At 72.1% G+C, this 24,173-nt stretch carries 25 protein-coding genes and 2 tRNA genes; 15 read left to right on the forward strand and 12 right to left on the reverse strand.

The genetic code is table 11. The features are described from left to right. Positions 1-85 precede the first annotated feature (85 nt). A complete protein-coding gene (locus ACTVAJ_RS01630) occupies positions 86-406 on the forward strand; it encodes a sec-independent translocase (RefSeq protein ID WP_470386199.1) in 321 nt (106 codons plus the stop codon). A gap of 48 nt (positions 407-454) precedes the next feature. Here ACTVAJ_RS01630 and ACTVAJ_RS01635 read toward each other — a convergent pair whose 3' ends face one another. Beyond that, positions 455-994, reverse strand: coding sequence for a hypothetical protein (locus ACTVAJ_RS01635; RefSeq protein ID WP_470386200.1), 540 nt, complete (start codon positions 992-994; stop codon positions 455-457). 1,352 nt (positions 995-2,346) lie between these two features. Between ACTVAJ_RS01635 and ACTVAJ_RS01640 the strand changes: the two genes are divergently transcribed. Continuing rightward, positions 2,347-2,598: a response regulator transcription factor gene (locus tag ACTVAJ_RS01640; RefSeq protein ID WP_470386201.1), complete on the forward strand. Its 252-nt coding sequence runs from the start codon at positions 2,347-2,349 to the stop codon at positions 2,596-2,598. Here the strand turns inward: ACTVAJ_RS01640 and ACTVAJ_RS01645 are convergent. The 8 genes from ACTVAJ_RS01645 to galU all read right to left on the reverse strand — a co-directional run bounded on the left by ACTVAJ_RS01645 (position 2,546) and on the right by galU (position 9,358). Further along, positions 2,546-3,148 carry a TetR/AcrR family transcriptional regulator gene (locus ACTVAJ_RS01645; RefSeq protein WP_470386202.1) on the reverse strand — a complete coding sequence of 201 codons (603 nt, stop codon included), beginning with the start codon at positions 3,146-3,148 and terminating at the stop codon, positions 2,546-2,548. The two genes, ACTVAJ_RS01640 and ACTVAJ_RS01645, sit on opposite strands and share 53 nt — an antisense overlap. A 321-nt stretch (positions 3,149-3,469) precedes the next feature. Continuing rightward, positions 3,470-3,543 (reverse strand) — tRNA-Ala (locus ACTVAJ_RS01650). Between the two features lie 68 nt (positions 3,544-3,611). Next, entirely contained in the window at positions 3,612-4,325 is a 714-nt protein-coding gene (gene sepX / locus ACTVAJ_RS01655; protein WP_470386203.1) for a divisome protein SepX/GlpR, read from the reverse strand. Between the two features lie 398 nt (positions 4,326-4,723). Continuing rightward, entirely contained in the window at positions 4,724-5,443 is a 720-nt protein-coding gene (locus tag ACTVAJ_RS01660) for a GNAT family N-acetyltransferase (protein WP_470386204.1), read from the reverse strand. 248 nt (positions 5,444-5,691) lie between these two features. After that, a complete protein-coding gene (locus tag ACTVAJ_RS01665) occupies positions 5,692-6,210 on the reverse strand; it encodes a MogA/MoaB family molybdenum cofactor biosynthesis protein (protein WP_470386205.1) in 519 nt (172 codons plus the stop codon). Beyond that, positions 6,203-6,709 (reverse strand): cyclic pyranopterin monophosphate synthase MoaC, encoded by a 507-nt coding sequence (gene moaC, locus ACTVAJ_RS01670; RefSeq protein ID WP_470386206.1) that lies wholly within the window; start codon positions 6,707-6,709, stop codon positions 6,203-6,205. Before moaC ends, ACTVAJ_RS01665 begins: the two co-directional genes overlap by 8 nt. 165 nt (positions 6,710-6,874) lie before the next feature. Continuing rightward, on the reverse strand, positions 6,875-8,104 hold the full coding sequence (glp, locus tag ACTVAJ_RS01675; protein ID WP_470386207.1) for a molybdotransferase-like divisome protein Glp: 1,230 nt from the start codon (positions 8,102-8,104) through the stop codon (positions 6,875-6,877). Positions 8,105-8,380: 276 nt separating this feature from the next. Beyond that, complete coding sequence (gene galU, locus ACTVAJ_RS01680) at positions 8,381-9,358, reverse strand: UTP--glucose-1-phosphate uridylyltransferase GalU (RefSeq protein WP_470386208.1); 978 nt, start codon at positions 9,356-9,358, stop codon at positions 8,381-8,383. Positions 9,359-9,527: 169 nt separating this feature from the next. Between galU and ACTVAJ_RS01685 the strand changes: the two genes are divergently transcribed. The 4 genes from ACTVAJ_RS01685 (at position 9,528) to mscL (ending at position 11,981) form a co-directional block, all read left to right on the forward strand. After that, a complete protein-coding gene (locus tag ACTVAJ_RS01685) occupies positions 9,528-10,184 on the forward strand; it encodes a 5-formyltetrahydrofolate cyclo-ligase (protein WP_470386209.1) in 657 nt (218 codons plus the stop codon). Between the two features lie 170 nt (positions 10,185-10,354). Continuing rightward, positions 10,355-10,720 (forward strand): FmdB family zinc ribbon protein, encoded by a 366-nt coding sequence (locus ACTVAJ_RS01690; RefSeq protein ID WP_470386210.1) that lies wholly within the window; start codon positions 10,355-10,357, stop codon positions 10,718-10,720. Between the two features lie 120 nt (positions 10,721-10,840). Continuing rightward, on the forward strand, positions 10,841-11,494 hold the full coding sequence (locus ACTVAJ_RS01695) for a CpaB family protein (protein WP_470386211.1): 654 nt from the start codon (positions 10,841-10,843) through the stop codon (positions 11,492-11,494). An 82-nt stretch (positions 11,495-11,576) separates the two neighbouring features. Beyond that, positions 11,577-11,981, forward strand: a complete 405-nt coding sequence (gene mscL / locus ACTVAJ_RS01700; protein ID WP_470386212.1) for a large conductance mechanosensitive channel protein MscL — start codon at positions 11,577-11,579, stop codon at positions 11,979-11,981. 51 nt (positions 11,982-12,032) lie between these two features. Here mscL and ACTVAJ_RS01705 read toward each other — a convergent pair whose 3' ends face one another. Beyond that, positions 12,033-13,097 (reverse strand): D-alanyl-D-alanine carboxypeptidase family protein, encoded by a 1,065-nt coding sequence (locus ACTVAJ_RS01705; RefSeq protein WP_470386213.1) that lies wholly within the window; start codon positions 13,095-13,097, stop codon positions 12,033-12,035. A gap of 476 nt (positions 13,098-13,573) precedes the next feature. Here ACTVAJ_RS01705 and ACTVAJ_RS01710 point away from each other — a divergent pair. Both ACTVAJ_RS01710 and ACTVAJ_RS01715 read left to right on the forward strand, forming a co-directional pair. Further along, positions 13,574-13,649: transfer RNA gene (locus ACTVAJ_RS01710), tRNA-Arg, on the forward strand. Between the two features lie 236 nt (positions 13,650-13,885). After that, complete coding sequence (locus tag ACTVAJ_RS01715; protein WP_470386214.1) at positions 13,886-14,086, forward strand: calcium-binding protein; 201 nt, start codon at positions 13,886-13,888, stop codon at positions 14,084-14,086. A 41-nt stretch (positions 14,087-14,127) separates the two neighbouring features. Here the strand turns inward: ACTVAJ_RS01715 and ACTVAJ_RS01720 are convergent, their stop codons facing one another. Both ACTVAJ_RS01720 and ACTVAJ_RS01725 read right to left on the reverse strand, forming a co-directional pair. Further along, positions 14,128-15,363 carry a phospholipase D-like domain-containing protein gene (locus ACTVAJ_RS01720; protein WP_470386215.1) on the reverse strand — a complete coding sequence of 412 codons (1,236 nt, stop codon included), beginning with the start codon at positions 15,361-15,363 and terminating at the stop codon, positions 14,128-14,130. A 133-nt stretch (positions 15,364-15,496) separates the two neighbouring features. Continuing rightward, positions 15,497-16,288 carry a class I SAM-dependent methyltransferase gene (locus ACTVAJ_RS01725; protein WP_470386217.1) on the reverse strand — a complete coding sequence of 264 codons (792 nt, stop codon included), beginning with the start codon at positions 16,286-16,288 and terminating at the stop codon, positions 15,497-15,499. Between the two features lie 136 nt (positions 16,289-16,424). On the opposite strand from ACTVAJ_RS01725, the gene ACTVAJ_RS01730 reads away from it, so the two are divergent. The 7 genes from ACTVAJ_RS01730 (at position 16,425) to ACTVAJ_RS01760 (ending at position 24,169) form a co-directional block, all read left to right on the forward strand. Continuing rightward, a complete protein-coding gene (locus ACTVAJ_RS01730; protein WP_470386218.1) occupies positions 16,425-17,483 on the forward strand; it encodes an STM4015 family protein in 1,059 nt (352 codons plus the stop codon). Positions 17,484-17,566: 83 nt separating this feature from the next. Continuing rightward, the gene (locus ACTVAJ_RS01735; RefSeq protein WP_470386219.1) at positions 17,567-18,685 is read left to right on the forward strand and encodes an STM4015 family protein; all 1,119 of its coding nucleotides are present in this window, start codon (positions 17,567-17,569) and stop codon (positions 18,683-18,685) included. Positions 18,686-18,767: 82 nt separating this feature from the next. After that, complete coding sequence (locus tag ACTVAJ_RS01740; protein WP_470386220.1) at positions 18,768-19,853, forward strand: STM4015 family protein; 1,086 nt, start codon at positions 18,768-18,770, stop codon at positions 19,851-19,853. Further along, positions 19,850-21,001 carry an STM4014 family protein gene (locus ACTVAJ_RS01745; RefSeq protein WP_470386221.1) on the forward strand — a complete coding sequence of 384 codons (1,152 nt, stop codon included), beginning with the start codon at positions 19,850-19,852 and terminating at the stop codon, positions 20,999-21,001. The genes ACTVAJ_RS01740 and ACTVAJ_RS01745 overlap by 4 nt, the downstream gene beginning before the upstream one ends. Beyond that, the gene (locus ACTVAJ_RS01750) at positions 20,998-21,870 is read left to right on the forward strand and encodes an STM4013/SEN3800 family hydrolase (RefSeq protein WP_470386222.1); all 873 of its coding nucleotides are present in this window, start codon (positions 20,998-21,000) and stop codon (positions 21,868-21,870) included. Before ACTVAJ_RS01745 ends, ACTVAJ_RS01750 begins: the two co-directional genes overlap by 4 nt. Next, on the forward strand, positions 21,867-23,213 hold the full coding sequence (locus tag ACTVAJ_RS01755; RefSeq protein ID WP_470386223.1) for an STM4012 family radical SAM protein: 1,347 nt from the start codon (positions 21,867-21,869) through the stop codon (positions 23,211-23,213). Before ACTVAJ_RS01750 ends, ACTVAJ_RS01755 begins: the two co-directional genes overlap by 4 nt. After that, the gene (locus ACTVAJ_RS01760; protein ID WP_470386224.1) at positions 23,210-24,169 is read left to right on the forward strand and encodes an STM4011 family radical SAM protein; all 960 of its coding nucleotides are present in this window, start codon (positions 23,210-23,212) and stop codon (positions 24,167-24,169) included. Before ACTVAJ_RS01755 ends, ACTVAJ_RS01760 begins: the two co-directional genes overlap by 4 nt. Positions 24,170-24,173: the final 4 nt, after the last annotated feature.

The raw sequence follows: 24,173 nt of genomic DNA on the forward strand, positions 1-24,173 counted from the left end.
CGTCATCGGGGCATGGTTACCCAAGCGGACGGATACCGGTTAACCTGCTTGAAGCCGGTCGCATCACGAAGGGCGAGGATCGCGCATGTTCAACATCAGCGGAGCGGAGTTCATCGTCCTGCTCCTGCTCGCGGTGCTGATCTTCGGTCCCGACCAGCTGCCCAGGATGGCCCAGCAGGCGGGCCGGCTGCTCCGCCAGCTCCGGACGATGGCCAACTCGGCCACGGCCGACATCAAGGACGGGCTCGGCCCGGAGTTCAAGGACTTCGACGTCCAGGACCTCAACCCGAAGCGCTTCGTGCAGAAGCACTTCTGGGAGGAGGGCGAGGACGGGAACGGGAGCGAGCGCCGTCCCGCCGCCCGGCTCAACGGCAAGCGCCCGCCCTTCGACGACGAGGCCACCTGACCCCGTCCGTCTCGGGCCGCGGCCCCGCTCCGGACCGTGTCCGGGCGATCAGCCGAAGAGCAGCAGGACGAACAGGGCCAGCCCCAGCAGGATCAGCGACCCCACGATGATGGCGGGCGATCCGAACGCGACGATCAGGACCTCGACGGCGACGGCTCCGCCCAGCGCCCCGGCCAGCCAGGGCCAGCGCGGCGCGGGCTCCCATCCGTGGTGGCGTTCCCGGCTGACGCTGACGAACAGGGCCAACCCGATGAGCGCCCAGAAGACGAGGTGCCCCAGAGCGCGCGTGCGCGGGTCGACGTAGTCGGCCATGCCGCCGACCACCATCACGTACGCGGCCGTTCCGGAGGCCAGCCGCCAGTACCCTCCGCTCCTGCGGGCGGGGATCGGCCTACGGCGGGCCGGGGTGGTGCGGCGGAAGCGTTCGGCGGCGACCGGCCCGCCGGGACCCTCCTCGGTCTCCTCCAGCGGTTCCACCGTCGTGCGGGGCGGGTCCTCGGGCGGCTCCGGGGGTGAGGGCTCGTACCCTCCGACGTGCTCGGGCTCGTCCTGCTGGTAGCCGCCACTGTGGTGCGGGGAGTCGGACACGGGGGTTGCGGCCTTTCGGCGTCGGATCGGTCCGGCCCCGCCCGGGGCCGGGGTCGTCGCCATGTCCCTACCCGGCGGCGCCGGGGGCCAAAGCCACCGCGTCGGCTCGGCGCCCCCGGTATCCCGCCACCGGGGTGGAGGGACCCGCCCGGGCCCCTCCACCTGGGTTCATCGGAACCCGCGCACCGGGCTGGTCACTGCCAGCTCCACCCACTGTTGTGGGCGGTCCGTGCGTGCGTGGTCATGGCAACAACCTTTCGTATGGTTCCTCAGCCCATCCCACCGACCAAGATGGCGTATCAAACCATCCGGACACAAGTCCTGTGAACGATCATTAGGATTCTCGTGGAAGAGAGACCACCAAAGGTTGCAGCACCTGCCGGAAAATGGTCGACACTCTCCGTGTCATCCCAGATCAGGGCGTTTTCCATTCCGCATCCAAGGACGTGGCACACCCATTGACCAGGCAAGACGGAACCTCGATTCAGTAAAATTGAAAGAGCCCGGCGGCGGGATCCGACCCGTTCCCGGGTAAACGGATTCCCGGAAGTTCGGAGCGCCACCGGGGAAGAGTGTCACGAATACCTGCGCCAGTGCGTCCGCACGGGGCGTCGGAGCGTTCGCACCGCCCCCTCCCCGGCGCCCCTCCCTCCGCCGCCGCCGATCCCGGAACCACGTTCCGTCACGGTCGCGCCCGCCGCTCACGCCCCGGACGCAGCCGCGGAGGACCACCCTTGGTGCCCTGTTTCGGACGCACACAAAACCGCATAAAAATGAGTTACTTTCCTACCCTGGAAGACCACGGCCCGGCCGTGCGGCAACAGAGCTTTTGGACCCGCTTTCTGGTGACATGACCGGGGTACCGCCGGGTAGGTTCATGCGATTCCGCCGTAGGGCGGGGGAAGCCCGCCGAGAGTGGAAACTCCCCTCCTGAGGCGGTGCGTTCCCCCAGCGCCGTGCCAACCGGACGGAGGCGGGGACGTGGAACCTCTCGCCTGTCACGCGCAAGGAAGGCCGCCGTCGTGAGTCCGCACCCCCCGAGCCCCACCCCTGGTCCGGACCGCGCAGGAGTCCCACGCACCCGCCGGTCCCATCCGTGTCCTCGTCGTGGACGACCACGCCTTCTTCCGCCGCGGCCTGGTGTCGGTCCTGGACGAGGAGGAGGACATCGACGTGGTCAGTGAGGCGGGTGACGGACCTGCCCCGGGCGGTGCGCACCATCGTCTCCGGCCGGTCCTTGGCCAACGCGGCGACGGCCAAAGCTCATCGGGGAGTTCGCCGAGCCCGCCCAACAGGAGGGCTCTGCGCACGGGACCCCGGCACTGCCGTAGCCGACCCCGCGGGAGACCGGGGTGCTCAAGCTGCTGGCGCACTCGCTCAACGACCGGGAGATCGGCGAGCGGCTCCTCATCACGGAGAACACCGTGAAGAACCACATGCGCAACATCCTGCAGAAGCTCCAGGTCCACTCCCGTACCGAGGCCGCCGTCCACGCCGTCCGCGCCGTCCGCGCCGAGTACGTGAACTGGGCGGCGCCACGGCCGTCCCGGATCAGCCCTCGGGGGAACGCCGGCCGAAGAGCAGGCCCGCGCTCCGGCGGGTGACGGCGAGCAGGTCGGGGTCGTCGAACAGCTCCCGCACGCCGGAGGCGTCGAGGTTCCCCGTCAGTGCCAGGGTCGCGATGCCGTGCACGATCGACCACCCGGCGACCACGGCGTAGGGCCTGTCCCGTTCCGGCATGCCTCCGCCGTCGACGGAGTCCACCCCGGTCGTGAGTTCGGCGAACGCGGCGGAGCGGGCCGCCGCCAGCTCCGCGTCGTCCTCGTTCAGCAGGTTGGGCGCGAACATCACCTGGAAGTGCGCGGGGTGATCGACGGCGAAGCGCACGTACTCCACCCCCGCCTCCAGGAGGCCGCCCCCCGCCGCGCGGCTGGCGCGCAGGCGTTCCGCCAGCCCCTGGAACCCCTCGACCGCGATCGCGTTGAGGACGCCCTCGCGCGAGCCGAAGTGGTGGCGCGGCGCGGTGTGGCTGACCCCGAGGTCGGCCGCGAGCGAGCGCAGGCTGAAGGAGTGGGGCCCCTCCCTCCCGATGACCTCCGCCGCCCTCTCCAGGACGGCGGCACGCAGGTTTCCGTGGTGGTATCCGTCTGCCATGCGGTGAACCATACGGCGGAAAGTTGCCACTGTAAAGATCTACTCCGGAGAGCAGGGCAGGGAACGCCCGCCGGGCACGGGAGCGGGTGCGGAGTACTCTGGGACCGTGCCCGGTCGCCCCACCGCAGGGGATAGCAACTTCGCCGGTGACACTCGGGGCTCCGGTCCGGAGACCGCCCGCACCGAGGGAACAGCACCCGGACCAGGAGACACCGCGGGGCCCGACCCACCGGGGACGGGCCCCGCGCCATGCCGTGCGCGCGTGCGCGCGGCACGACGAAGGCCCCGCTTCCCGTGGGAAGCAGGGCCTTGTGTCTGCGGTGGAGCTATGGGGATTTGAACCCCAGACCCCCTCGATGCGAACGAGGTGCGCTACCGGACTGCGCCATAGCCCCGAAGACGAGATAAAGACTAGCAGGAGTTCGGCGGTGGTCAGAACACGAGCGGACCACCGCCGCCCGGATCAGTCCCCGGCCGCCCGCAGGTGGGCGTCCGCGTACTGGTCGTAGACCTGGTTGCGGCGCTCGCGCAGCGCGATCACCTCGGCCTCCCGCTCCGCCTCGCGCCGCTGGTCCTCCTCGGCCTCCTGACGCGCCCTGAGCGCCGCACGGCGGCGGGCCCTCAGCCGGGCCTCACGGAGCTCGGCGTCGGCCTTGGCGGCCTCCCTGAGCAGGGCCAGGTGGCCGGACAGGAGCAGGACCGGCGGGAGCACGACCCACCACGGCCCCAGCCCGAACAGCACCGCCACGACCGTGGCCGCGTTCACCAGCGTCAGACCGGTGGTGCGGCGACGCCTGCGGGCGATGACACGCGCCCGCGACGCACTCGCGGTGCGGTGCCGCCCCTCGTGGCCCCGGGGCCCGGAACGGGCGCCCCCGCGGGGTCGGACCTCCCCCGGTGCCCCCTCGCGGCCGGCCACCCGACCGGCGGGACGCCGCAGGACCAGGGTCTCCTCCGCGTCGGGATCCCCGCCGCCCTCCGGAGACGCGTCCCCCTCGGCGCGGGCCTCGTCGCCCCCGGCCGACGCGAACGCCTCCGGGTCCTCGGCCGGCTCCCACTCGTCCCCCCGACGCTGGTCCTCGTGGACGGTGTCCACTGAGTCCTTGCGCAACAGCATCGGCACGAGGACGATGAGCCAGACCACCACGATGGCCAGGTACAGAGGAGAGCTGCTCATCACCCCTCCTCACGATGACGGCCACTGAACGTTGTTCGACACCTCGTCGACACCGCGCCGCGTGGCACCCCCCGAGCCCGGGACGCCCCCTCATCGGGGCCCGCCCCCGACGACCCCCGTCCTGCCGGGGCCGTTTCCGGTGAGCCATATCCACGCGTTGGCCGCATCGTCAATGCGTCTACGTTCCGCACGGTACGACCCCGTGTCCATAAATGCGCCACATTCTGACCGGAGTGTCGCAAGATTGTGGACCTTCAGTTTCGGTCGACGCACCCCGGAGTGGGGAAGTGCAGGTCAGCGCGTTACTTCGGAGAGTAGTGTCAATTCAACGCAAAGTAATGAGTTGATCTGGGTAAAGGGGGGTTTGGACTCCGAACGCATCCGCGGCGCCGCCCCGTTCAGTTCGCTCCCGGACGTGGACTGGCCGGATCGCGCGGATCCCCGGTTCCGTTCGGGCCTTCCGGCCCCAAAGCGGAACCGGGGTCGGAACCGGACTCGGGGAACGGATCGGACGGGTCACGGTCGCGCCAGCGCCGCAGCAGACCGTGCGGAACCTCCTCGGCCGTGAGCGCGTAGCAGATGTGGTCGCGCCAGGCGCCGTCGATGTGCAACTGACGTCTGCGCACCCCCTCGTCACGGAAGCCGAGTTTGGCGACGACCCGTCTGCTGGCCCTGTTCTCCGGCCTGATGTTGGCCTCGATCCGGTGGAGTCCGACACGGAAGAAGGAGTGGTCGACCGCGAGCGCGACGGCCGTCGGTGTGATCCCCCGGCCGGCGTGGGCGCTGTCGATCCAGTACCCGACCTGCGCCGATCTGGCCGATCCCCAGACGATGGCGCCGACCGTCAGCTGTCCGACGAACTCGTCCCCGAAGGTGATCGCCCAGGGCATGGACAGCCCCTGACGGGCCTCCCTGCGGATGGCCTGGAGCATCGCGAGGTAGGGGGTCAGCCCGGTGGTGCGCAGCGGCATCTCGGGATAGGTCGGCTCCCAGGGGCGCAGCCACTCGGCGTTGCGCGAGCGGGTGTCGCGTAACGCGACGGCGTCCCGCAGCCGCAGCGGGCGGAGCGCGACCGCCCCCTCCTCCAGGGTGACGGGCCACCCTTGTCTGCGATACACGACCGTCCCTCCGAGCCTCTCGGCGCCACCGGTCACGGACACGCCCCCTTCGGGACGTGCGGTGCGCCCACCGCCGGCGACCTCTCCCAGTATTCCACCCCGGAGGTCCGACGTGTCGGGCGTCATCCGCATGATCCGAGTTCTGGTTTCCACCTAACTCCGATAGTCGCGCGCCGAAAACCGGACCAAGGTCAAGGAATTCTCCATGGACGGAATGCCCGGGATGTGATTCCGGTCATTCTTCCGTCTCATTCAGGGCGGGGGTGGTCACCGCCGCGCAGCTGGTCGACCGCGTGCAACAAGATCGGTTCCAACACGTCCATACCGTCCTTCACCCCGCCCCGTGATCCGGGCAGGTTGACCACGAGCATGCGGTGGCCGCCGCGTTCGGCGACCCCCGCCAGTCCACGGGACAGGATCGCGGTGGGCACGCCCTTGGCCCGCCCCTCCGCGCGCAGGGCCTCCGCGATCCCGGGGATCTCGAAGGCGAGCATCGGGCGTGTCGCCTCGGGGGTCCGGTCCTGCGGGGTGAGACCGGTGCCGCCGGTCGTGATCACGGCGTCGGCCCGCTCCTCCAGCGCCCGGTCGACGGCCTCCGCCACGGGAGCCCCGTCCGGAACCACCCAGGGCCCGAGCACCGCGCACCCGAGGGCGCGCAGCCGCTCGGCGATCACCGGACCGGACCGGTCCGGGTACACCCCGGCCGCCGCCCGGTTGGAGGCCGTGACGACGACGACCCTCGGGCCGCCGTCGGCACGCTCACTCACCGCGCCTCCAGTGCCCCTTCTTGCCGCCGGTCTTCTCCTCGACGCGCACCCGGGTCACCTCGGCCTCGGGGTCGAGCGCCTTGACCATGTCGACCAGTCCGAGCGCGGCGGTCATGACGCAGGTGAGCGCCTCCATCTCCACACCCGTGCGGTCGGCGGTACGCACCGTGGCGGTGATGTCCACGCCGTCGTCGGCGACGGTCAGGTCGACGTCGGCGCCGTGCACGGCGATGGGGTGGCACAGCGGGACCAGGTCCGGCGTGCGCTTGGCCCCCTGGATCCCGGCGATCCGGGCGACCGCCAGCGCGTCGCCCTTGGGCACCTCTCCCCCGCGCAGTGCGGCGACGGTCTCCGGGCTGAGCAGGACCCGCCCGGTCGCGGTGGCGGTACGCGCACTCACCCGCTTCTCGGAGACGTCGACCATGCGCGCCGCTCCGGACGCGTCCAGGTGGGTGAAGCCGGAGGGGTGCTCCCCCTCCGTCCGTGGGGTGTTGCTCATGGGTCGCCTCGTCAGCACTCGAACGTCGAGCGCGGCCCGGCCGGGCCAGACCGCGGGGACGCGCGTCGGCGCGTCCACCACGACCGTACGGCACGCCGACGGTCCCCGGTGACGCCGCCCGGTCCGGCCCCAAGGCCCCGCTGCCGGGGTCCGGGTCGGGGAGCGTCATCCCTCCGGCAGGCGCATGACCTCCACGACCGCCCCGGCGGGCAGCTCGGTGACGTCCTCGGGCACCACCACGAGCGCGTCGGCGTCGGCCAGCGCCGACAGCTGGTGGGAGCCCTGCCGGACCGCGGGCGCCACCGTCGGCCGGTCGTCCGACCCGCGCGCGGCCCCGGTCAGGACACCGCGCAGGAAGGAGCGGCGGCCGGGAGGGGACGTCACGGGGGAGGTCAGGGTCGCGCGGGTGGTCGGCAGCGGGTCCGGGTCCAGCCCGCGCAGCTTGCGCAGGACGGGGCGGACGAAGACCTGGAAGGAGACGAAGGCGCTCACGGGGTTGCCGGGCAGGGTGAGGATCGGCGTCCTGTCCGGGCCGACCGTCCCGAACCCCTGGGGCTTGCCCGGCTGCATCGCGACCTGGGTGAACTCGACGGTGCCCCGGCGCGTGAGCGCCTCCTTGACGACGTCGTAGGCGCCCATGCTCACCCCTCCGCTGGTGACGAGGAGGTCGGCGCGCGTCAGCAGCCCCTCCAGGGTGCCGAGCACCGTCTCCGCGTCGTCACCGACGAAGCCGTGCCGGTGGACGTCGCATCCGGCGTCGCGGGCGGCCGCCGCGAGCATGTAGCTGTTCGACTCCCAGATCTGCCCGGGACCCAGCGAACTGCCGGGCTCGACCAGCTCCTCCCCGGTGGAGAGGACGACGACCCGGGGCCGGGGGATCACCCGGACGGTGCGGCGGCCGACCGCGGCCAGGACACCCGTCTCCCCGGCACCGATCCGGACCCCCGCCCGCACCACCTCGGCGCCCTCCCGGACGTCGTCCCCCGCGCGCCGGACGGCGTTGCCCGCCCGGACCGGCCGGTCGACGCGCACCGTGGTCGTGCCGCCGTCGGTCCACTCGACCGGTACAACCGCGTCCGCCCCCGCGGGCAGCGGCGCACCGGTCATGATGCGGGCGCACACGCCCGGGCGCACCTCGACCGGGCCGCCGTCACCGGCGGCGATGTCGGCGGTCACCGGAAGGCTCACCGGGGCTCCGGCGCTGGCGGAGGCCAGGTCGGCGGCGTGGACCGCGTATCCGTCCATCGACGAGTTGTCGAACCCCGGCAGCGACACCGGCGACGTGACGGTCTCGGCGAGTACCGTCCCGTACGCCCCGAGCAGGTCCGCCTCGGTCGGTTCGGGCGGCGTGATCAGTCCGAGGACGTCGTTGACGTGCTGTTCGACGGTCTTCAAGGGGGTCCCTCCGGCTCGTGGTCCACGTGGGCGACCCAGCCGTCTCGGTAGGAGGCCCACGTCCCATTGTCACCACGACGGACCCGGGCACCGGCCAGGAGGACCGCACCGGAGGCGGCCCCCGGGGCGGTGGCGGGTGACGGGGAGAAGGACACCCCGGCCGAAGGCCGCCCGTTGAGGGTGCCCCGCCCTACCGCGAAGCGGCCCCCGGGGCGGTGGCGGGTGACGGAAAGAAGAACACCCCGGCCGAAGGCCGCCCGTTGAGGGTGCCCCGCCCTACCGCGGAGCGGCCTCCGGGGCGGTGGCGGGTGACGGGTGGGCGGACCTCTCCTGGCGTTCGACGAACTCCCGCAGCCAGGGCAGCAGTTCGGCGGCCAGGTCGGGGCGTCGGCAGGCGAAGTCGACCACCGTGCGGATGTAGTCCGCCTTGTTGCCGGTGTCGTAGCGGCGGCCCCGGAACAGGACGCCGCGCACGGTCCCGCCGTCCTCGGGCTTGCGCCGGGCGAGCTCGCGCAGGGCGTCGGTCAGCTGGATCTCGCCGCCGCGCCCCGGCGGGGTCTCGTGCAGGACCGGGAAGACGGCCGGGTCGCAGACGTAGCGGCCGATGATCGCCCACCGGCTCGGCGCCTGCTCCGGAGCGGGTTTCTCGACGAGGTCGGTGACGGTGACGACGTCCTCCTCGTCGGTGGGCTCGATGCCCGCGCAGCCGTAGAGGGAGACCTGTTCGGGCTCGACCTCCATGAGCGCGACGACGCTGCCCCCGTGCCGCTCGCGTACCTCGATCATCCGGCTGAGCAGGCCGGAGTTGTCGATCAGGTCGTCGCCGAGCAGCACCGCGAACGGGTTGTCGCCGACGTGCGCCTCCGCGCACAGCACGGCGTGGCCCAGTCCCCGGGGCTCACCCTGGCGGACGTAGTGCACCTGGGCCAGGTCGCTGGACTCGCGCACCGACCGGAGGCGCTCCTGGTCGCCCTTGGCCGCCAGCGCCTCCTCCAGCTCGTAGGCCCGGTCGAAGTGGTCCTCGATCGAACGCTTGCTGCGCCCGGTGATCATCAGGACGTCGCGCAGCCGGGCGGCGACCGCCTCCTCCAGGACGTACTGGATCGCGGGCTTGTCCACGATCGGCAGCATCTCCTTGGGAGTGGCCTTGGTCGCGGGCAGGAAACGGGTGCCCAGGCCCGCCGCGGGCACGACCGCCTTCGTGACGGAGGTGGCGGCGGGTCGGGTCCGCGTCTGGTCGGTGTCGGCACTCATGTCGGCACTCTAGGACAGACGCCCGGCCGCCCGTGCTCTTCTCGTGCCTTCACCGGTGGAGAAGTCCCGGCGGTTTCGGACCAATGACCAGAAACCGCCACCCGGTGTTCACCGTGGGCGGCAGGGAGGCCCCGGGTCCGGAGGGGACGGACGGTGCCAGACTGGGACCATGAGCGGCGAGGGCGAACCGGGGGACCGGTCGGACAAACGGGCACTGCGGCGGCGGATCCTGGCCGCGCGCCGGGAGCGCGGGAGCGACGAGCGCGACCGGGTGGGGGCGGCGGTCCGGGACGCCCTCATGGGACTCCCGTGGCTGGCCATGGGCGGAACCGTCGCCTGTTACTACTCGGTCGGCGGTGAACCGGACACCCGCAGGCTCGTGACGGCGCTGTGGAAGCGCGGCGCGTACGTGCTGCTGCCGGTCTTCCTGCCCGGGGGCGACCTGGACTGGGCCGCCTTCGAGGGCCCCGAGAGCCTGGCCCCGGCCGGGCACGGGCTCGTCGAACCCACCGGCCACCGCTACGGGGCCGGGGTGCTGGCCCGGGCCGACGCGGTGATCTGCCCGGCGCTGGCCGTGGACCGCGGGGGGATGCGGCTGGGGCGCGGGGCGGGCTGCTACGACCGTGCGCTGGCCCGCAAGGGCCCGCACACGCCCTCGATCGCGGTGGTGCACGACGAGGAGTTCGTGGCGTCGGTGCCCGGCGAACCGCACGACCAGCCGGTGGACGCCGTGGTCACACCGGGTGGGGGCCTGCGCGCCTTCGACCCCGGCGCCTCGGTCTGGCCCGACGCGCGGGAACGGACGAAGCGGATGACCGGGGATTAACCCACCCCGCCGCAGCGTTGTGACTGACGGTCGCGCCCGGTGACGCCGCCGTCCCGGTTCCGCCCTCTCCGAGGCCCGTTCGGCACGAGGTGCTGTCGCGGCCCAGGTCGGCGACCGACTACTATTTAGCAGTCAACGGGCGAGAGTGCCAGTTTAGGAGGACACGAACAGTGCCTACGTACCAGTACGCGTGCACCGAGTGCGGCGCCCAGATGGAGGTCGTGCAGAGCTTCAGTGACGACTCCCTGACCGTCTGCCCCGAGTGCGAGGGGCGCCTGCGCAAGGTGTACTCCGCCGTGGGCATCGTGTTCAAGGGCTCGGGCTTCTACCGCACCGACAGCGGCACGTCCTCCAAGAGCTCCGCCATCACCGGTTCGACGTCCGGTGAGGGCAAGAGCGGCGACTCGGCCTCCTCCTCGTCCGACTCCTCCGACGCCAAGAGCCCGGCGAGCTCCTCCGGCGACTCCGGATCGTCCGGCAAGAGCGGCTCGGACAGCGCGTCCAGCGCGTCCAGTACCCCCGCCGCGGCCAACTGAACCGCCGCGGCCGCTGACGGTCAGCGCGCCGCCGATCTCCGGCGGCGCACCGTCCGCCCCTGCGGGGATCCGGCCTGTGGACAACCGCCACGGCGCGTCTTGGCGCCCTAGCGTGGAGTCATGGCCACCGCTCCCTCCCGGCCCCACCGCCACCGCAACGCCCTCACCCGCCTGATCGACCGGCACCGGCGCCTCATCGCGACCCTGCTCGCCGCCGTCGCGCTGCTCAGCACGGCCCTGCTGCTCCGCCCCCCGCCGGGAGCCACCACCGAGGTACTCGTCGCCGCCCGCGACCTCGACCCCTCCCACCCCCTCACCGAGCGCGACCTCGTCCGCCGCGCCCTGCCCGGCCCCGCGGCCCCCGACGGCGCCCTCGCCTCCGGTACCGCCACCGCCGGACTCCTCCTCAACGCCCCCGTACGCCGCGGTGAGGTGATCACCGACGCCCGCCTGGCCGATCCCCCCGCCCGCGCCTACGGACCCGGCCTGGTCGCGGTCCCGGTCCGGGTCGCCGACCCCGGGGCGGTCGGCCTGCTGTCACCGGGCGACCGGGTGGACGTCCTGGCCGCCACCGGACACGGCGATCCGCACCGACCGCGCGCGAGGCCGGCGGAGGAGGTGGCCGGGGACCGGCCCGTTCTCGCCGTACCGGACGAGGGCCCCGGTGGCGGAGAGGGCGGTGCCCTCCTGGTCATCGCCGCCACCCCGGGCGAGGCCCGGGCGCTGGCCGGGCACGCGGCCGCCTCACGCCTGTCGATCACCATGCGCGGTTGACCGATGACCACGGGTGGTGAATGCTGACCAAGCGCCATATCCGGCGCCACACCTGACAACACGAGTTACGTAGGGCAGTTCCATGGAAGGCTTCAAGAAGTTCCTGCTTCAGGGGAACCTGGTGCAGCTGGCGGTCGCGGTCGTGATCGGCGCCGTCTTCGCCAACCTCATCACCGCGTTCACCGAAGGGTTCATCACCCCGCTGATCGGGATCTTCGGCGGGATCCCCACGTTCGGCGACCTCTACTTCGAGATCAACGACAGCCGGTTCATGTACGGCGCGTTCGTCGACGCCCTGATCTCGTTCCTCATCACGGCCGCCATCCTGTACTTCTTCGTGGTGATGCCGGTCGGCAAGCTCCTGGAGCGGTTCGAGAAGGCGGAGGAGGCCACCACCCGGTCGTGCCCCTACTGCCTCGGCGACGTCCCCAAGAAGGCCAGCCGCTGCGGCCAGTGCACCAGCGAACTCACCCCGGAGACGGTCTGATCCGTCCGGTGGGGGCGGCCGTGCGCCGTCCCCACCGGGCCGCCCCTCCGATCAGCGCTGGTACTCCCAGTGCCAGGGTTCGAACGGGTTCGACTTGGCCCACGCCGGGTGCTCCCAACCGAAGTCCGGACCGTTGGCGTTCATCCAGTTCCACCGATCGGAGCGGTAGTTCTGGATACCGCAGCCGAGGTCGAGCGCCTGACCCAGCCCGTGGTTACTCGTACCCGGGACGGCGGCGTAGCCCGGCGGCACCTCGCGGTACACGCGGTACTGGTTCGGCAGGTCACGGTAGGCACTGGTGAGACACATGTTCTCGCCGTACGCCTCCACGTACCGCATGTTGAGCTCGAAGAAGTCGGAGGCGGCGTCGGCGCGCAGGAACTTGTCGTCGTAGAGCGCGCACAGGGAGGACTGGGGCAGCTGCCCGTTCGGGTAACCGGAGGCGTCGGAGGCCGCGGACGCGTCGCAGTCGGCCTGGTTCATGTAGGTGCCGGGGTCGAGTCCGAGGTTCTCCAGCTCCTCCATGAGCGCGTTGGTGCTCTCCTCCGCCTGGTCGCGCAGTTCGTCGACCTCGGTGGCCAGTTCCACCTGCTCCAACTGCGTGGTGGTCTGGAGCTCCTGCGCCTGGGCCGCCAGCTCGACCTGCTCCTCGCGCAGGCTGGTGGCGTCCTCGATGAGCGCCTCGTTGTCCTCGGCGATCTTGGCCGCGTAGGACTGCATCTGGAGGTCCTCGTCCAGCGACCCCGAGGCCAGGGTCGCGAGGATACCGCCGCCGGGCTGCTGGTACAGGGTGCTGGCCAGCCGGGCGAGCGGCACCCGCATCTCGCGCAGCTCGATCTCGGTCTGCTGGAGATCGTGGAGGACCTCGACCAGCTCGTCCTGGGCGTCCTCCACCGCCTCCTGGCGTTCGACGTACTCGTCGGTGGCCGCCTCCAGGGCGTCCGCCGCCGCCTCGTTCTGCTCGCGCAACTGCGCCAGATCGTTCTCCTGCGCGTTCGCGGGAGCCAACGCACCGGTGACCCCGGACACCGCCAGAAACGCCGTGACCACCAGCAGCGTGAGAGACCTCAGCGGCCAGCCCGGACCACGGTGCGACTCCGCGAGGCCGGCCGGCATCCCGTTCCCCGGTGCGCGGGAGCCCCGCCGCGCCGAATCAGAAGTGAACGGCACGAATGATCCTCCGCCTGCATGTCGTCGAACACCTAACGTGGCCGCATCGCAACGTACTACATGTCCACATGCGGACACACGAGACCGAAACGCCGAGCGGCACCCATCGGGTCCGGTCTCCCCGACCTCCACTGGACACCCACACGGACGTTCGTCGTTATTCCTGGTCAGAGCGGCGCATGGGGATACCCCTCCCAGTCAACCGAAGCGGGAAGGGGGTATACGAACTCAAAACGCGACACGCGCCGTGAACAACATCACACCGCCACCAGGACAACCAATCGTAGAGCAGCGTACTGCGACCCTGCGCCCAGAGTCCCCGAGTCACGGCCCCGGAAGGCCGACCGACACCCCACGCACTCCCATCCTGGGTTAGGCTTGGCCCAGCGGCGGGGGAAGCGATACCTCCGTACCGCGCCCATGGCTCCATAGCTCAGGGGATAGAGCACCGCTCTCCTAAAGCGGGTGTCGCAGGTTCGAATCCTGCTGGGGCCGCCACGGGTGACCTGGGAGGACCTCCCTGGATCACCGTCGGCGGAAGCGCCTTGGCCGTGCGTCTGACCGCGGTCCACGGCGCTCCGCCCCCTTCCGGGCCGTTCGCTCCGCCAAGGACTTCACCCGTCCCCACCGTGTCGCCATGACACCGCGCCCCTCCTCACCGATCATGGCCACCAGGACGATCACGGCCGCCGGTCCGCGGACCGGCCGACGAGCTTGTGGGGAGCGCGCGCACCATGCCGAACGCGGACCGGTCGCACGACGACGGACGGGGCAGGACCCGACAGCGCGGCGGATCGGAGTCCGCGATCGCCCAGGCCCTCCACCGCGACCCGCACCCCGGCCCGCAGCACTGGGGCGGCCCCCGCCCCCGCCGCGCCGAACGCGACCCCTTCTTCAACCTGCCCCGCCCCGACACGCCCCGCCCGACCGCCTGAGCGCCCCGGCCCCGGTTCCCGGCGCACCCGGCCGACGGGACTCACAGGAACGGACGCCACGGGGCCAGGACCAGCTCGCCGAACTTCGCGGCGAACGGGCGGCCCCGCCACTCCTCCAGCGTCAGCTCCCGCGCGTTGGTGATGTCGTTGGCGAAGACCTCCTCCAGGTGCTTGGCCACGCCCTCGTCGAAGATCTCGACGTTGATCTCGTAGTTGCCGGTCATGCTCAGGCGGTCCACGTTGGCCGTGCCGACCGTGCTCCAACGGCCGTCCACCGTCGCCGTCTTGGCGTGCACCATGGCGTGCTGGTACAGCCACAGCCGCACCCCGCCGCGCAGCAGGGCCGTGTACTGCCCGCGGGCCATCCAGTCGGCCATCACGTGGTTGGAGTCCTCCGGCACCAGCACGTTGACGTCCACGCCCCGCGCCGCGGCGTCCACCAGGACCCGCAGCAGCTCACGGTCGGGGATGAAGTAGGCCTGCGTGAACAGCACCCGGTCCTTGGCCCGGTCGATGGCCTCCAGGAGCATCCCCCGGATCGGGTAGATGAGCTGCTCGGGGACGTTCCGGTGCACCCGCAGGCGCGCGTCCCACCCGGTGTCGCCCAGGTGCTCCAGCCTCGGATACCGGTCGCCCCGGTTCATGTTCCAGAAGTCGACGAAGGCGTTCTCCAGCTCCCACGTCGCGGGCCCGGACACCCTCAGGTGCGTGTCCCGCCACTCCGTCGCGTACAGCGAGCCCACGTTGTAGCCGCCGACGAAGCCGGTCTCCCCGTCCACGGTGAGGATCTTGCGGTGGTCACGGCCCGACTTGCGCACGTTCAGCAGCAGGACCTCCGGGCGGAACGCCGGGTAGCGCAGCACCCGCACCTCCGGCGGGAAGTCGAAGAAGGCGCGCGGCACGACGAGGTTGGCGAACCCGTCGTAGATGACGAACACCTCGACACCACGGTCGGCCGCCTCGATGAGGGCCCGTTTGAACTCCCGTCCCACCTGGTCGTCCTTGAAGATGAACGACTCGAACAGGATCCGCCGCCGCGCACCCCGGATGGCGGCGAGCATGTCCTCGTAGACGTCCTCGCCGTAGGTGTACACGGTCGCCGTGGTGTCCCCGACCGGCAGCTCCACCGGCGCGGTCCGCGGGAAACGGGCCCGGTGCTGGCGCACGCGCCTGCGCCACTGGTTGACCCCGACGATCGTCGCGGCCACCGCGACCTGGGTCGCCAGTATCCCCCCGAACCCCCACTTGAGCGCGGAAACGAGCGTCGAGCGTCGCACTGTCGCCTCCCGAACGGGTCACAGGCCGACCCGGAGGCGCCGCCCCCCGGACCGCCTCCTCCGACACAAGGTGGACGTCAACCGTATCCCGGTACACGTCACGACAGTTCGTACCCGGGCCCGTGTCCCCCGGTCAGCACCGGTCGCGGAGGCGGCACACCAGCAGCTCCGTGGTGGGGCTCTCACGCCGCCGGAGGACCATGCGGCGCTCCACCGGGTACAGGGCCGCGCCCGCCAGCCAGCCGGTGGGCGCGGTGACGGTCGCGGCGCGCAGGGCGCCGCCCCACAGCTTGCGCCACGGCAGCGCGGCGTCCACCTGGGCGTTCATGAGCACGAGCATGGGGACGCGGCGGACGATGTCGAACCCGGCCTTGTCGGCCGTCCCCGCGATCCACTCCAGCGTCCGATTGACCTGGTGTTCCCCGCGCTGCTCGGGGCGTTGCAGACAGTTCTCGGAGATGACCAGGTACCCGCCGGGGCGCAGGACCCGGGCGAACTCCGTCATGGCGTTCGCGTAGCGGTCGTCCTCGGTGATGTGGAAGAGGACGTCCATGCACGACACGGCGTCGAAGGAGTCCGGGTCGAAGGAGTCCAGGTCGGACACGTCCTGGCGGACGAACCGGTGGTCGGGGAAGCGCCCGCGCAGCCGCGCCACGGCTGCGTCGGTCATGTCGCACCCGGTGACGTCCCCCGCCCCGAGGCGCTCCCAGAGGCGCACGTAGAAACCGGTGCCGCTGCCCGCGTCGAGGACGCTGCGTCCGCGCGGGGCGAGTCGGCCCACCTCGCGGAGGAAGACCTCCTCCCGCACCCGGTACATCCACCGGTTGAAGGGGCGCCCGAGCGCCCGGTACCCGACCCCGCTCTCGGTCCAGTCGCCTTCGAGTCGGCGTTCCCAGAAGTCTCGGAGTTCGCTGTGCCTAGCCATGCACACACTGTCACACCGAGTGGCGTGTCCTGTCCCGGCGCAGCGCCGACCAGGGCCGAACCACCCTGCCGCGGACGGCGTGTCCCCTCCACCTGCTATCCATGGGCGACACGATCTCCACGGAAGGCGGCCACCCGTGCCCAACAGTCACCACGTCACCGAGTTCGCGGGCCTGCCCGTCGTCGAGTTCGCCCACTGGGACGTCATCCGCGACGAGTTCACGACCGCCATGCGGTGGGCCCGCAACAGGAACGAGCCGCACGCGACCCTGCCGAGGTCCTACCAGCCGCTCTTCGAGGCGATCGCCGCCCCGGGCCCGGTGGCCTGGCGGCTGCGGACGGAGGCCGACACCCACGTCGGGGACGGCGAACGGGAGGACCTGGACGCCTACCTGGCCCGGTTCACCGAACTGGTGCCGCCGGAGTCCGTCCGCGCGCTCGTCGTCGGCAACATTCCCAGCGACGACTACGAGTTCCGGTCGGAGGAGGTCCGCGACCGCCTGGTCGCGCTCGCGCCGAAGCTGACCGACCTGCGCGCCCTGTTCTTCGGGGAGATCCTCCAGGAGGAGCAGGAGATCTCCTGGATCGACCACTGCGACCTCGCACCGCTTCTGGCCGCCCTCCCCCAGCTCACCGAGTTCACCGTGCGCGGGGGCAGCGAGGCGCTCGGACTGCGCGTCGAGGGGCACCCGTCCCTGCGCAAGCTCACCGTGCAGAGCGGCGGCCTGCGCCCCGAGGTGGTCCGGGACGTGTGCGCCTCCTCCCTCCCCGAACTGGAACACCTGGAGCTGTGGCTGGGCGTGGAGATGTACGGCGGCAGCACCACCCCGGAGGACCTGGCCCCGCTCCTGTCCGGCGAGGTGTTCCCCCGCCTACGCCACCTGGGCCTGCGCAACTCCGACCGCACCGGCGACTGGGTACGCGCGCTCGCCGACGCACCCGTCACCGGCACACTCGACACCCTGGACCTGTCCCTGGGCACCCTGCGCGACGAGGACGTCGACGCCCTGCTGAACGCCCCCGCGTTCCGGAACCTGAACCGCCTCGACCTGCACCACCACTACCTGTCGCAGGACAACACCGAGCGCGTGCACGCCGCGTTCGCCGGGTCCGGTGTGGAGGTCGACCTGTCCGACCCGCAGGAGCCGGACGTGTACGACGACGAGACCCACTACTTCACGGCGGTCGCCGAGTAGCGGTCCGTCCAGCGGCGAACGGTGGGTCCGCGACCCGCCGGACGCACGCACCCCGAGAACACCGATCCGGAGAACGGACACCCATGGGCTTCCCCGACGACGTCACCGAGTACGCCGGGCTGCCGGTGGTCGAGTTCCCCTCGTTCGCCGAACAGGCCAGCAGACTCGCCGCCGCCCGCCGACGGGCCCGGCAGGAGGGTGCCCCGGTTCCCGACAGTGTGCACGACCCGGACCTGGCCGCCGCCCTCGCCGACCCCTCGTCGGTCGCCTGGCGGCTGGGGTTCTGGGAGTACGGCGTGGACTGCTTCTGCTTCTGGTGGAGGGACGACTGCGCGTGCACCAAGGAGGAGAGATCCCGCGTGGAGGACCGCCGGTCCTACCTCGAACGGTTCCTCGACACGGTCGGCGGGGAGTGGGTGACCGCCCTGGTCGTCGGCGCCCTCACGAACGATGTGGGGACGGACACCGAGGCCGACCGGGATCTGGTCCTTGAGGTCGCCGACCGTCTCCCCCGCCTGCGCTCCCTCTACTTCGGCGACTATCCCGAGGGAACCGAGATCTCCTGGATCGAACAGACCGATATCGCCCCGCTCCTGGCGGCCTTCCCGGGCCTCACCGAACTCACTGTGTGCGGCGGCGACCCGACGACACACGTCCCCGAGCACGCGTCCCTGCGTTCGCTCACCCTCCGGTCCGGTGGGCTCGGCGCCGCGTCGGTCCGCGGCGTGCTGGCCTCCGGTCTGCCCGCGCTGGAGCACCTGGAGCTGTGGCTGGGCGTGGAGATGTACGGCGGCAGCACCACCCTGGAGGACCTGGCCCCGCTCCTGTCCGGCGAGGCGTTCCCCCGCCTGCGCCACCTGGGGCTGCGCAACGCCGAGGACACCAACGCCCTCGTGCGCGCCCTCGCCGACGCGCCCGTCACCCGCACGCTCCACACCCTGGACCTGTCCATGGGAACCCTGCGCGACAAGGGCGCGTCGGTCCTGCTGGACTCCCCCGTCTTCCGGGGCCTTGAGCGTCTGGACCTGCACCACCACTACCTGTCGGAGGAGATCCAGGAACGGGTCCGCGCCGAGTTCACCGCGGCGGGTGTGGAGACCGACGTGGGCGACCGCCGGGAGGTGGGGTTGGACGACGACTTCGACGAGGATGACGAGTACTTCGGCCACTCCTTCCACTTCTACCCCGCCGTCACCGAGTAGGCGCCCCGTCACGTCCACACGTCGTGTCCCCACAGCCTGGTAGACACGATCCGTCCCGACCTGGAGCCACCGGAGCCGTCCCATGCCCAACATCCACCACATCACCGAATTCTCCGGGCTGCCCGTCGTGGAGTTCCCCGGTTGGGACACCGTGGACCGCGAGTACCAGCGCATGGTCCGCGACGGAACCCCCGTCCCGGACCCGTACCCGCCGCACGCCGCACTGGCGGCCGCCCTCGCCGACGCCGGCTCGGTGGCGTGGCGTCTGAGGACGGAGCTGCCGTACTCCAGCTCCCGGGACGGCCGCCTCATCCGTCCGGAGCCCGTCGAAGACCTGTCGGGCTACCTGGAGCGGTTCGCCGAGGAGGTGGACCTGTCCGCGGTACGCGCGCTCGTCGTCGGCAACATTCCCGGCGACGACTTCGGATTCCGTTCGGAGGAGGTCCGCGACCGCCTGATCGCGCTCGCACCGAAGCTGACCGACCTGCGCGCCCTGTTCTTCGGGGAGATCGTGCGGGAGGAGAACGAGATCTCCTGGATCCACCACTGCGACCTGGCCCCGCTCCTGGCCGCCCTCCCCCAGCTCACCGAGTTCACCGTGCGCGGCGGCAGCGGCGACCTGGAACTGCGGATCGGTGAACACACACGCCTGCGCCGACTCACCGTGCAGAGCGGCGGCCTGCGCCCCGAGGTGATCCGGGATGTGTGCGCCTCCTCCCTCCCCGAACTGGAACACCTCGAACTGTGGCTGGGGGACGAGGAGTACGGAGGCGGGACCACCACCGACGATCTGGCCCCGCTCCTGTCCGGCGAGGCGTTCCCCCGCCTACGCCACCTGGGCCTGCGCAACTCCGACCGCACCGGCGACTGGGTACGCGCTCTCGCCGACGCACCCGTCACCGCACGCCTGGACACCCTGGACCTGTCCCTGGGCACCCTGCGCGACGAGGACGTCGACGCCCTCCTGGACGCCCCCGCGTTCCGGAACCTGAACCGCCTCGACCTGCACCACCACTACCTGTCGCAGGACAACACCGAGCGCGTGCGCGCCGCCCTCACCGACGCGGACGTCGAGACCGACCTCTCCGGCCCCCGGCAGCCGGACGTGTACGACGACGAGGACGGCGAGGACACCGAGGTCTACTACTACACGGCGGTCGCCGAGTGAGCCTCCACGACCGTCCGCTCGTCGTGGTCGGAGTCCCCGGCAACCGCCGCCTCGACCTGTTCCTCACCGCGGCCCGCGCCGCCGGCCTGCCCGCACCCGTGGTCGTCCCCTGGCGCGACCTCGCCTCGGGGCCGGTCACCCTGCCCGGGAACGCCCTGGTCCGGGTGGACTCCCCCGGCGGCGACGCGGCGACCGAGCGGCTCCTGCGCGGCTGGACCCGCGACCCCGACCCCCACCGTGCCGAGGGCACCGCCGACCACCACGCGGGGTTCCGCGCCGCGCTCGACCGCCTGGCGGCGGCCGTGGCCGACACTCCGGGCGCCCACCTGGTGCAGGAGCCCGAGGACCTGGTGGTCATGTCCGACAAGCGGCGCTGTCACGCCCGCCTCGACCGGCACGGTGTCCCGGTGGCGCCCGCGCTCCCGGGAGCGGTCACCGGCTACGCGTCGCTGCGCGCGGCCATGGCCGACGCGGGCTGGCACCGCGTGTTCGTCAAGCCCCGGCACGGCTCATCCGCCTCCGGTGTGATCGCCCTGGCCACCGCACCCGGCGGCCGGATCCGCGCGGTGACCTCGGCCCACCTGGAACGGGCGGAGAACGGTTCGGTCGCGCTGTTCAACAGCCTCCGGCTGCGCACGTACACCGCGGAGGCGGAGGTGGCCGCGGTCGTGGACGCCCTCGCCCCCGACGGCCTGCACGTGGAGCGCTGGGTGCCCAAGGCCGGGTTCGCGGGGCGCACCATCGACCTGCGCGTGGTGGTGGTCGCGGGTCGGGCCACCCACGTCGTGGTGCGCTCGTCCACCTCGCCGATGACCAACCTCCACCTCGGCAACGCCCGGGGCGACCTGGACGCGCTCCGGGAGGCGGTCGGTCCGGGCGCGTGGGGCGCGGCCACGGCCACCGCCGAGCGGGCCGCCGCGGCCTTCCCGCGTACCCTGCACACCGGGGTGGACCTGCTCGTCTCCCCGGGATGGCGCGCGTTCACGGTCTGCGAGGTCAACGCCTTCGGCGACCTCATCCCCGGGGTCCTGCACGAGGGCCGCGACACCTACGGCGAGCAGTTGCACGCCCTGGACACCGGCCGGTTCCCCGTCCCCGACCCCGTGTCCGCCGCCCACCGAGACGAGACATCCCCGAAAGCCCCATGAACACCACCAGCAGCACACCGTCCGGCATCCCGGACATGAACGCCGTCGTGGGCACGCACGACATCCTCCTGCTCACCCTCGACACCCTGCGCCACGACGTGGCCGCCGAACTGGCCGAGGCGGGCCGCACACCCCACCTGTCGCGTCTGCTGCCGGGCGGGCGGTGGGAGCGCCGACACGCCCCCGCGAGCTTCACCTACGCCTCCCACCTGGCGATGCTCGCCGGATTCCTGCCCACCCCGGCCGCCCCGGGACCGCACCCGCGCCTGTTCGCCGCCGCCTTCCCCGGCAGCGCCACCACCGCGCCGCGCACCTGGACCTTCGACACCCCCGACCTGGCGAGCGGCCTGGCCGAGGCGGGGTACCACACGGCGTGCATCGGGGGCACGGGGTTCTTCAACCGCCGCTCGGCGCTGGGGTCGGTCCTGCCCGACCTGTTCGCGGAGAGCCACTGGGAGGAGTCGTTCGGCGTCGCCGACCCCCGCTCCTTCGAGAACCAGGTGGACCGGGCGGTCCGGACCGCGGCCGGGCGCCCCGCCGCCCAACCGCTGTTCCTCCTGCTCAACGTGGCCGCGCTGCACCAGCCCAACTGGTTCCACCTGCCCGGGGCCACCCCGGAGGACGGTGACACCCGGGAGAGCCACGCCGCCGCCCTGGAGTACGTCGACCGCCACCTCCCGCCGCTGGTCGCGGCGATGACCGCCCGCCGCCCCTGCTTCGCCATCGTGTGCTCCGACCACGGCACGGCCTACGGCGAGGACGGCTACACCGGCCACCGGCTCGGCCACGAGACCGTCTGGACCGTCCCCTACGCCCACGCCGTCCTGCCCCGGGGCACCACCGTCGACGCCGAGGAGGCGCACCCGTGACCCTCTCCCTCACCCCGCGTCCCGAGCCGGTGCGCGCGGACTCCCCCTACCAGTCGTACGTGTACGCCTACCCGCACAAGAGCGCGTACCGCCCCTTCCGGAAGCGGCCGCTCCTGGCCGACCTGTGGCGCGGCGAGGACGTGCGCGCCCTGTCCCTGTACGCGCACATCCCCTTCTGCGAGATGCGGTGCGGGTTCTGCAACCTGTTCACCCGCTCGACTCCCCCGGCCGAGCAGGTCACCGCCTACCTGGAGGCCCTGGAACGGCAGGCCGACGCGGTCGCCGCCGCGCTGCCGGAGGGCGCCTCCTTCGCCCGGGCGGCGCTGGGCGGCGGCACCCCCACCTACCTGACCGCGGAGGAGCTCACCCGCGTCTACGACCTCACCGAACGCGCCCTCGGGGTGGACCTGTCCGCCCTCCCGGTGTCCGTGGAGACGTCCCCCGCCACCGCGACCCCCGACCGGCTGGCGGTGCTCGCCGAGCGTGGCGCGACCCGGATCAGCATGGGGGTGCAGAGCTTCGTCGACTCCGAGGCGCACGCCGCGGGGCGTCCGCAGAGGCGCGCCGAGGTGGACCGGGCGCTGCGCGCGATCCGGGCGGCCACCACGGCCGGCCTGAACGTGGACCTCATCTACGGCATCGACCGCCAGACCTCCCGGACGTGGGAGTACTCGCTGGACACCGCCCTGGAGTGGGAGCCGGAGGAGGTCTACCTCTACCCGCTCTACGTCCGGCCGCTGACCGGGCTGGGCCGCCGCGCCCGCGCGTGGGACGACCACCGGCTGGCGCTCTACCGGCAGGGCCGCGACCACCTGCGCGAGCGGGGCTACGAGCAGGTGTCCATGCGGATGTTCCGCCGCGCGGACGCCCCCGAGGCCACGGGGCCGGACTACTGCTGCCAGACCGACGGCATGGTGGGGCTGGGCTGCGGTGCCCGGTCCTACACCTCCTCGACCCACTACTCGTTCGACTACGCGGTGGGGATCGGACAGGTGCGGTCGATCATCGCCGACTACGTCGAGCGCGACACCGCCGGGTTCGCGCACGCCGAGGTGGGCTTCCGTCTGGGCGGGGACGAGCGGCGCCGCCGCCACCTGCTCCAGTCCCTGCCGCGGGTGGAGGGGATGGACGCCGCCGCCTACACCGCCCGGTTCGGCTCCCGCCCCGAGGCGGACTTCCCCGCCGAGTTCGCCGTGCTCGGCGCCCGGGGCTGGCTGGCCTCGGGGCCGGGGGCGGACCGCGTCCGCCTGTCCGAGGAGGGGATCGCCCACTCCGACGCGATCGGCCCCCTGTTCTTCTCCGCCTCCGTCGCGGCCCTGATGGCCGACTACGAGGCCCGGTGACCCCGGTGAGCGCACACGGCTCCGGGACCGCCGCACCGCCCCCGCACCTGACCCTCCTGTACCGCGGCCCGCTGGCCAGCTGCGACTACGACTGTCCCTACTGCCCCTTCGCCAAGCGGCGCGACACTCCGGAGGCGCTGCGCGCGGACCGGGCCGCCCTCGAACGGTTCGCGGACTGGGTGGCGGACGACGCCGCGCATCCGGGAACACGGATCCGGGTCCTGTTCACGCCGTGGGGTGAGGGGCTGGTGCGGTCCTGGTACCGCGCGGCCATCCGACGGCTGAGCCACCTGCCGCACGTGGAGCGGGTGGCGATCCAGACCAACGCGAGCGGCCGGGTCGAGTGGCTGGCCGACTGCGACCTGGGCACCGCCGCCCTGTGGACCACCTACCACCCGGGGCAGGTGACGCACGAGCGGTTCGCGGCCAAGGCGCACCGCCTGGTCGAACTCGGCGTGCGGTTCAGCGTGGGCGTGGTCGGTGAGCCCGAGCACCTGGCGGCGGCCCGGCGGATGCGCGCCGAGCTCCCCGGGCACGTGTACCTGTGGGTGAACGCGGCCGAGGGGCGCGGCTACACCGACGCCGAGGCCGCCGCGTGGCAGGAGATCGATCCGCACTTCCACTACAGCCGCACACCCCACGTCAGTCTCGGGCTCCCGTGCCGTACCGGTGACAGTGTGCTGTCCGTGGACGGGGAGGGGAACGTGCGCCGGTGCCACTTCGTGGACGCACCGATGGGCAACCTCTACGACGGCTCGTTCGCGGCCCGGCTCGGTCCCGCCCCCTGCCCGAAGGGCACCTGCGACTGCCACATCGGGTACGTGCACCTGGAGACCCTCGACCTGTACGACGTGTTCCGGGGCGGAGTGATCGAACGCGTTCCCGCGACCGTCCGCGCGCCGCTGCCCCTCACCCCCGCCGAAACGACTCGAAACGGTCACAGGAGACGGGGATAATCCA

The organism is Nocardiopsis sp. KDC1DS13DA1, assembly GCF_055632325.1.

Coding starts and splice junctions, on each gene's coding strand:
- ACTVAJ_RS01630 (WP_470386199.1), top strand. CDS start 86: ATGTTCAACATCAGCGGAGCGGAGTTCATCGTCCTGCTCCTGCTCGCG.
- ACTVAJ_RS01645 (WP_470386202.1), bottom strand. CDS start 3,148: ATGGCAGACGGATACCACCACGGAAACCTGCGTGCCGCCGTCCTGGAG.
- sepX (WP_470386203.1), bottom strand. CDS start 4,325: ATGAGCAGCTCTCCTCTGTACCTGGCCATCGTGGTGGTCTGGCTCATC.
- moaC (WP_470386206.1), bottom strand. CDS start 6,709: ATGAGCAACACCCCACGGACGGAGGGGGAGCACCCCTCCGGCTTCACC.
- galU (WP_470386208.1), bottom strand. CDS start 9,358: ATGAGTGCCGACACCGACCAGACGCGGACCCGACCCGCCGCCACCTCC.
- ACTVAJ_RS01685 (WP_470386209.1), top strand. CDS start 9,528: ATGAGCGGCGAGGGCGAACCGGGGGACCGGTCGGACAAACGGGCACTG.
- ACTVAJ_RS01695 (WP_470386211.1), top strand. CDS start 10,841: ATGGCCACCGCTCCCTCCCGGCCCCACCGCCACCGCAACGCCCTCACC.
- mscL (WP_470386212.1), top strand. CDS start 11,577: ATGGAAGGCTTCAAGAAGTTCCTGCTTCAGGGGAACCTGGTGCAGCTG.
- ACTVAJ_RS01705 (WP_470386213.1), bottom strand. CDS start 13,097: ATGCCGGCCGGCCTCGCGGAGTCGCACCGTGGTCCGGGCTGGCCGCTG.
- ACTVAJ_RS01715 (WP_470386214.1), top strand. CDS start 13,886: ATGCCGAACGCGGACCGGTCGCACGACGACGGACGGGGCAGGACCCGA.
- ACTVAJ_RS01725 (WP_470386217.1), bottom strand. CDS start 16,288: ATGGCTAGGCACAGCGAACTCCGAGACTTCTGGGAACGCCGACTCGAA.
- ACTVAJ_RS01735 (WP_470386219.1), top strand. CDS start 17,567: ATGGGCTTCCCCGACGACGTCACCGAGTACGCCGGGCTGCCGGTGGTC.
- ACTVAJ_RS01740 (WP_470386220.1), top strand. CDS start 18,768: ATGCCCAACATCCACCACATCACCGAATTCTCCGGGCTGCCCGTCGTG.
- ACTVAJ_RS01750 (WP_470386222.1), top strand. CDS start 20,998: ATGAACACCACCAGCAGCACACCGTCCGGCATCCCGGACATGAACGCC.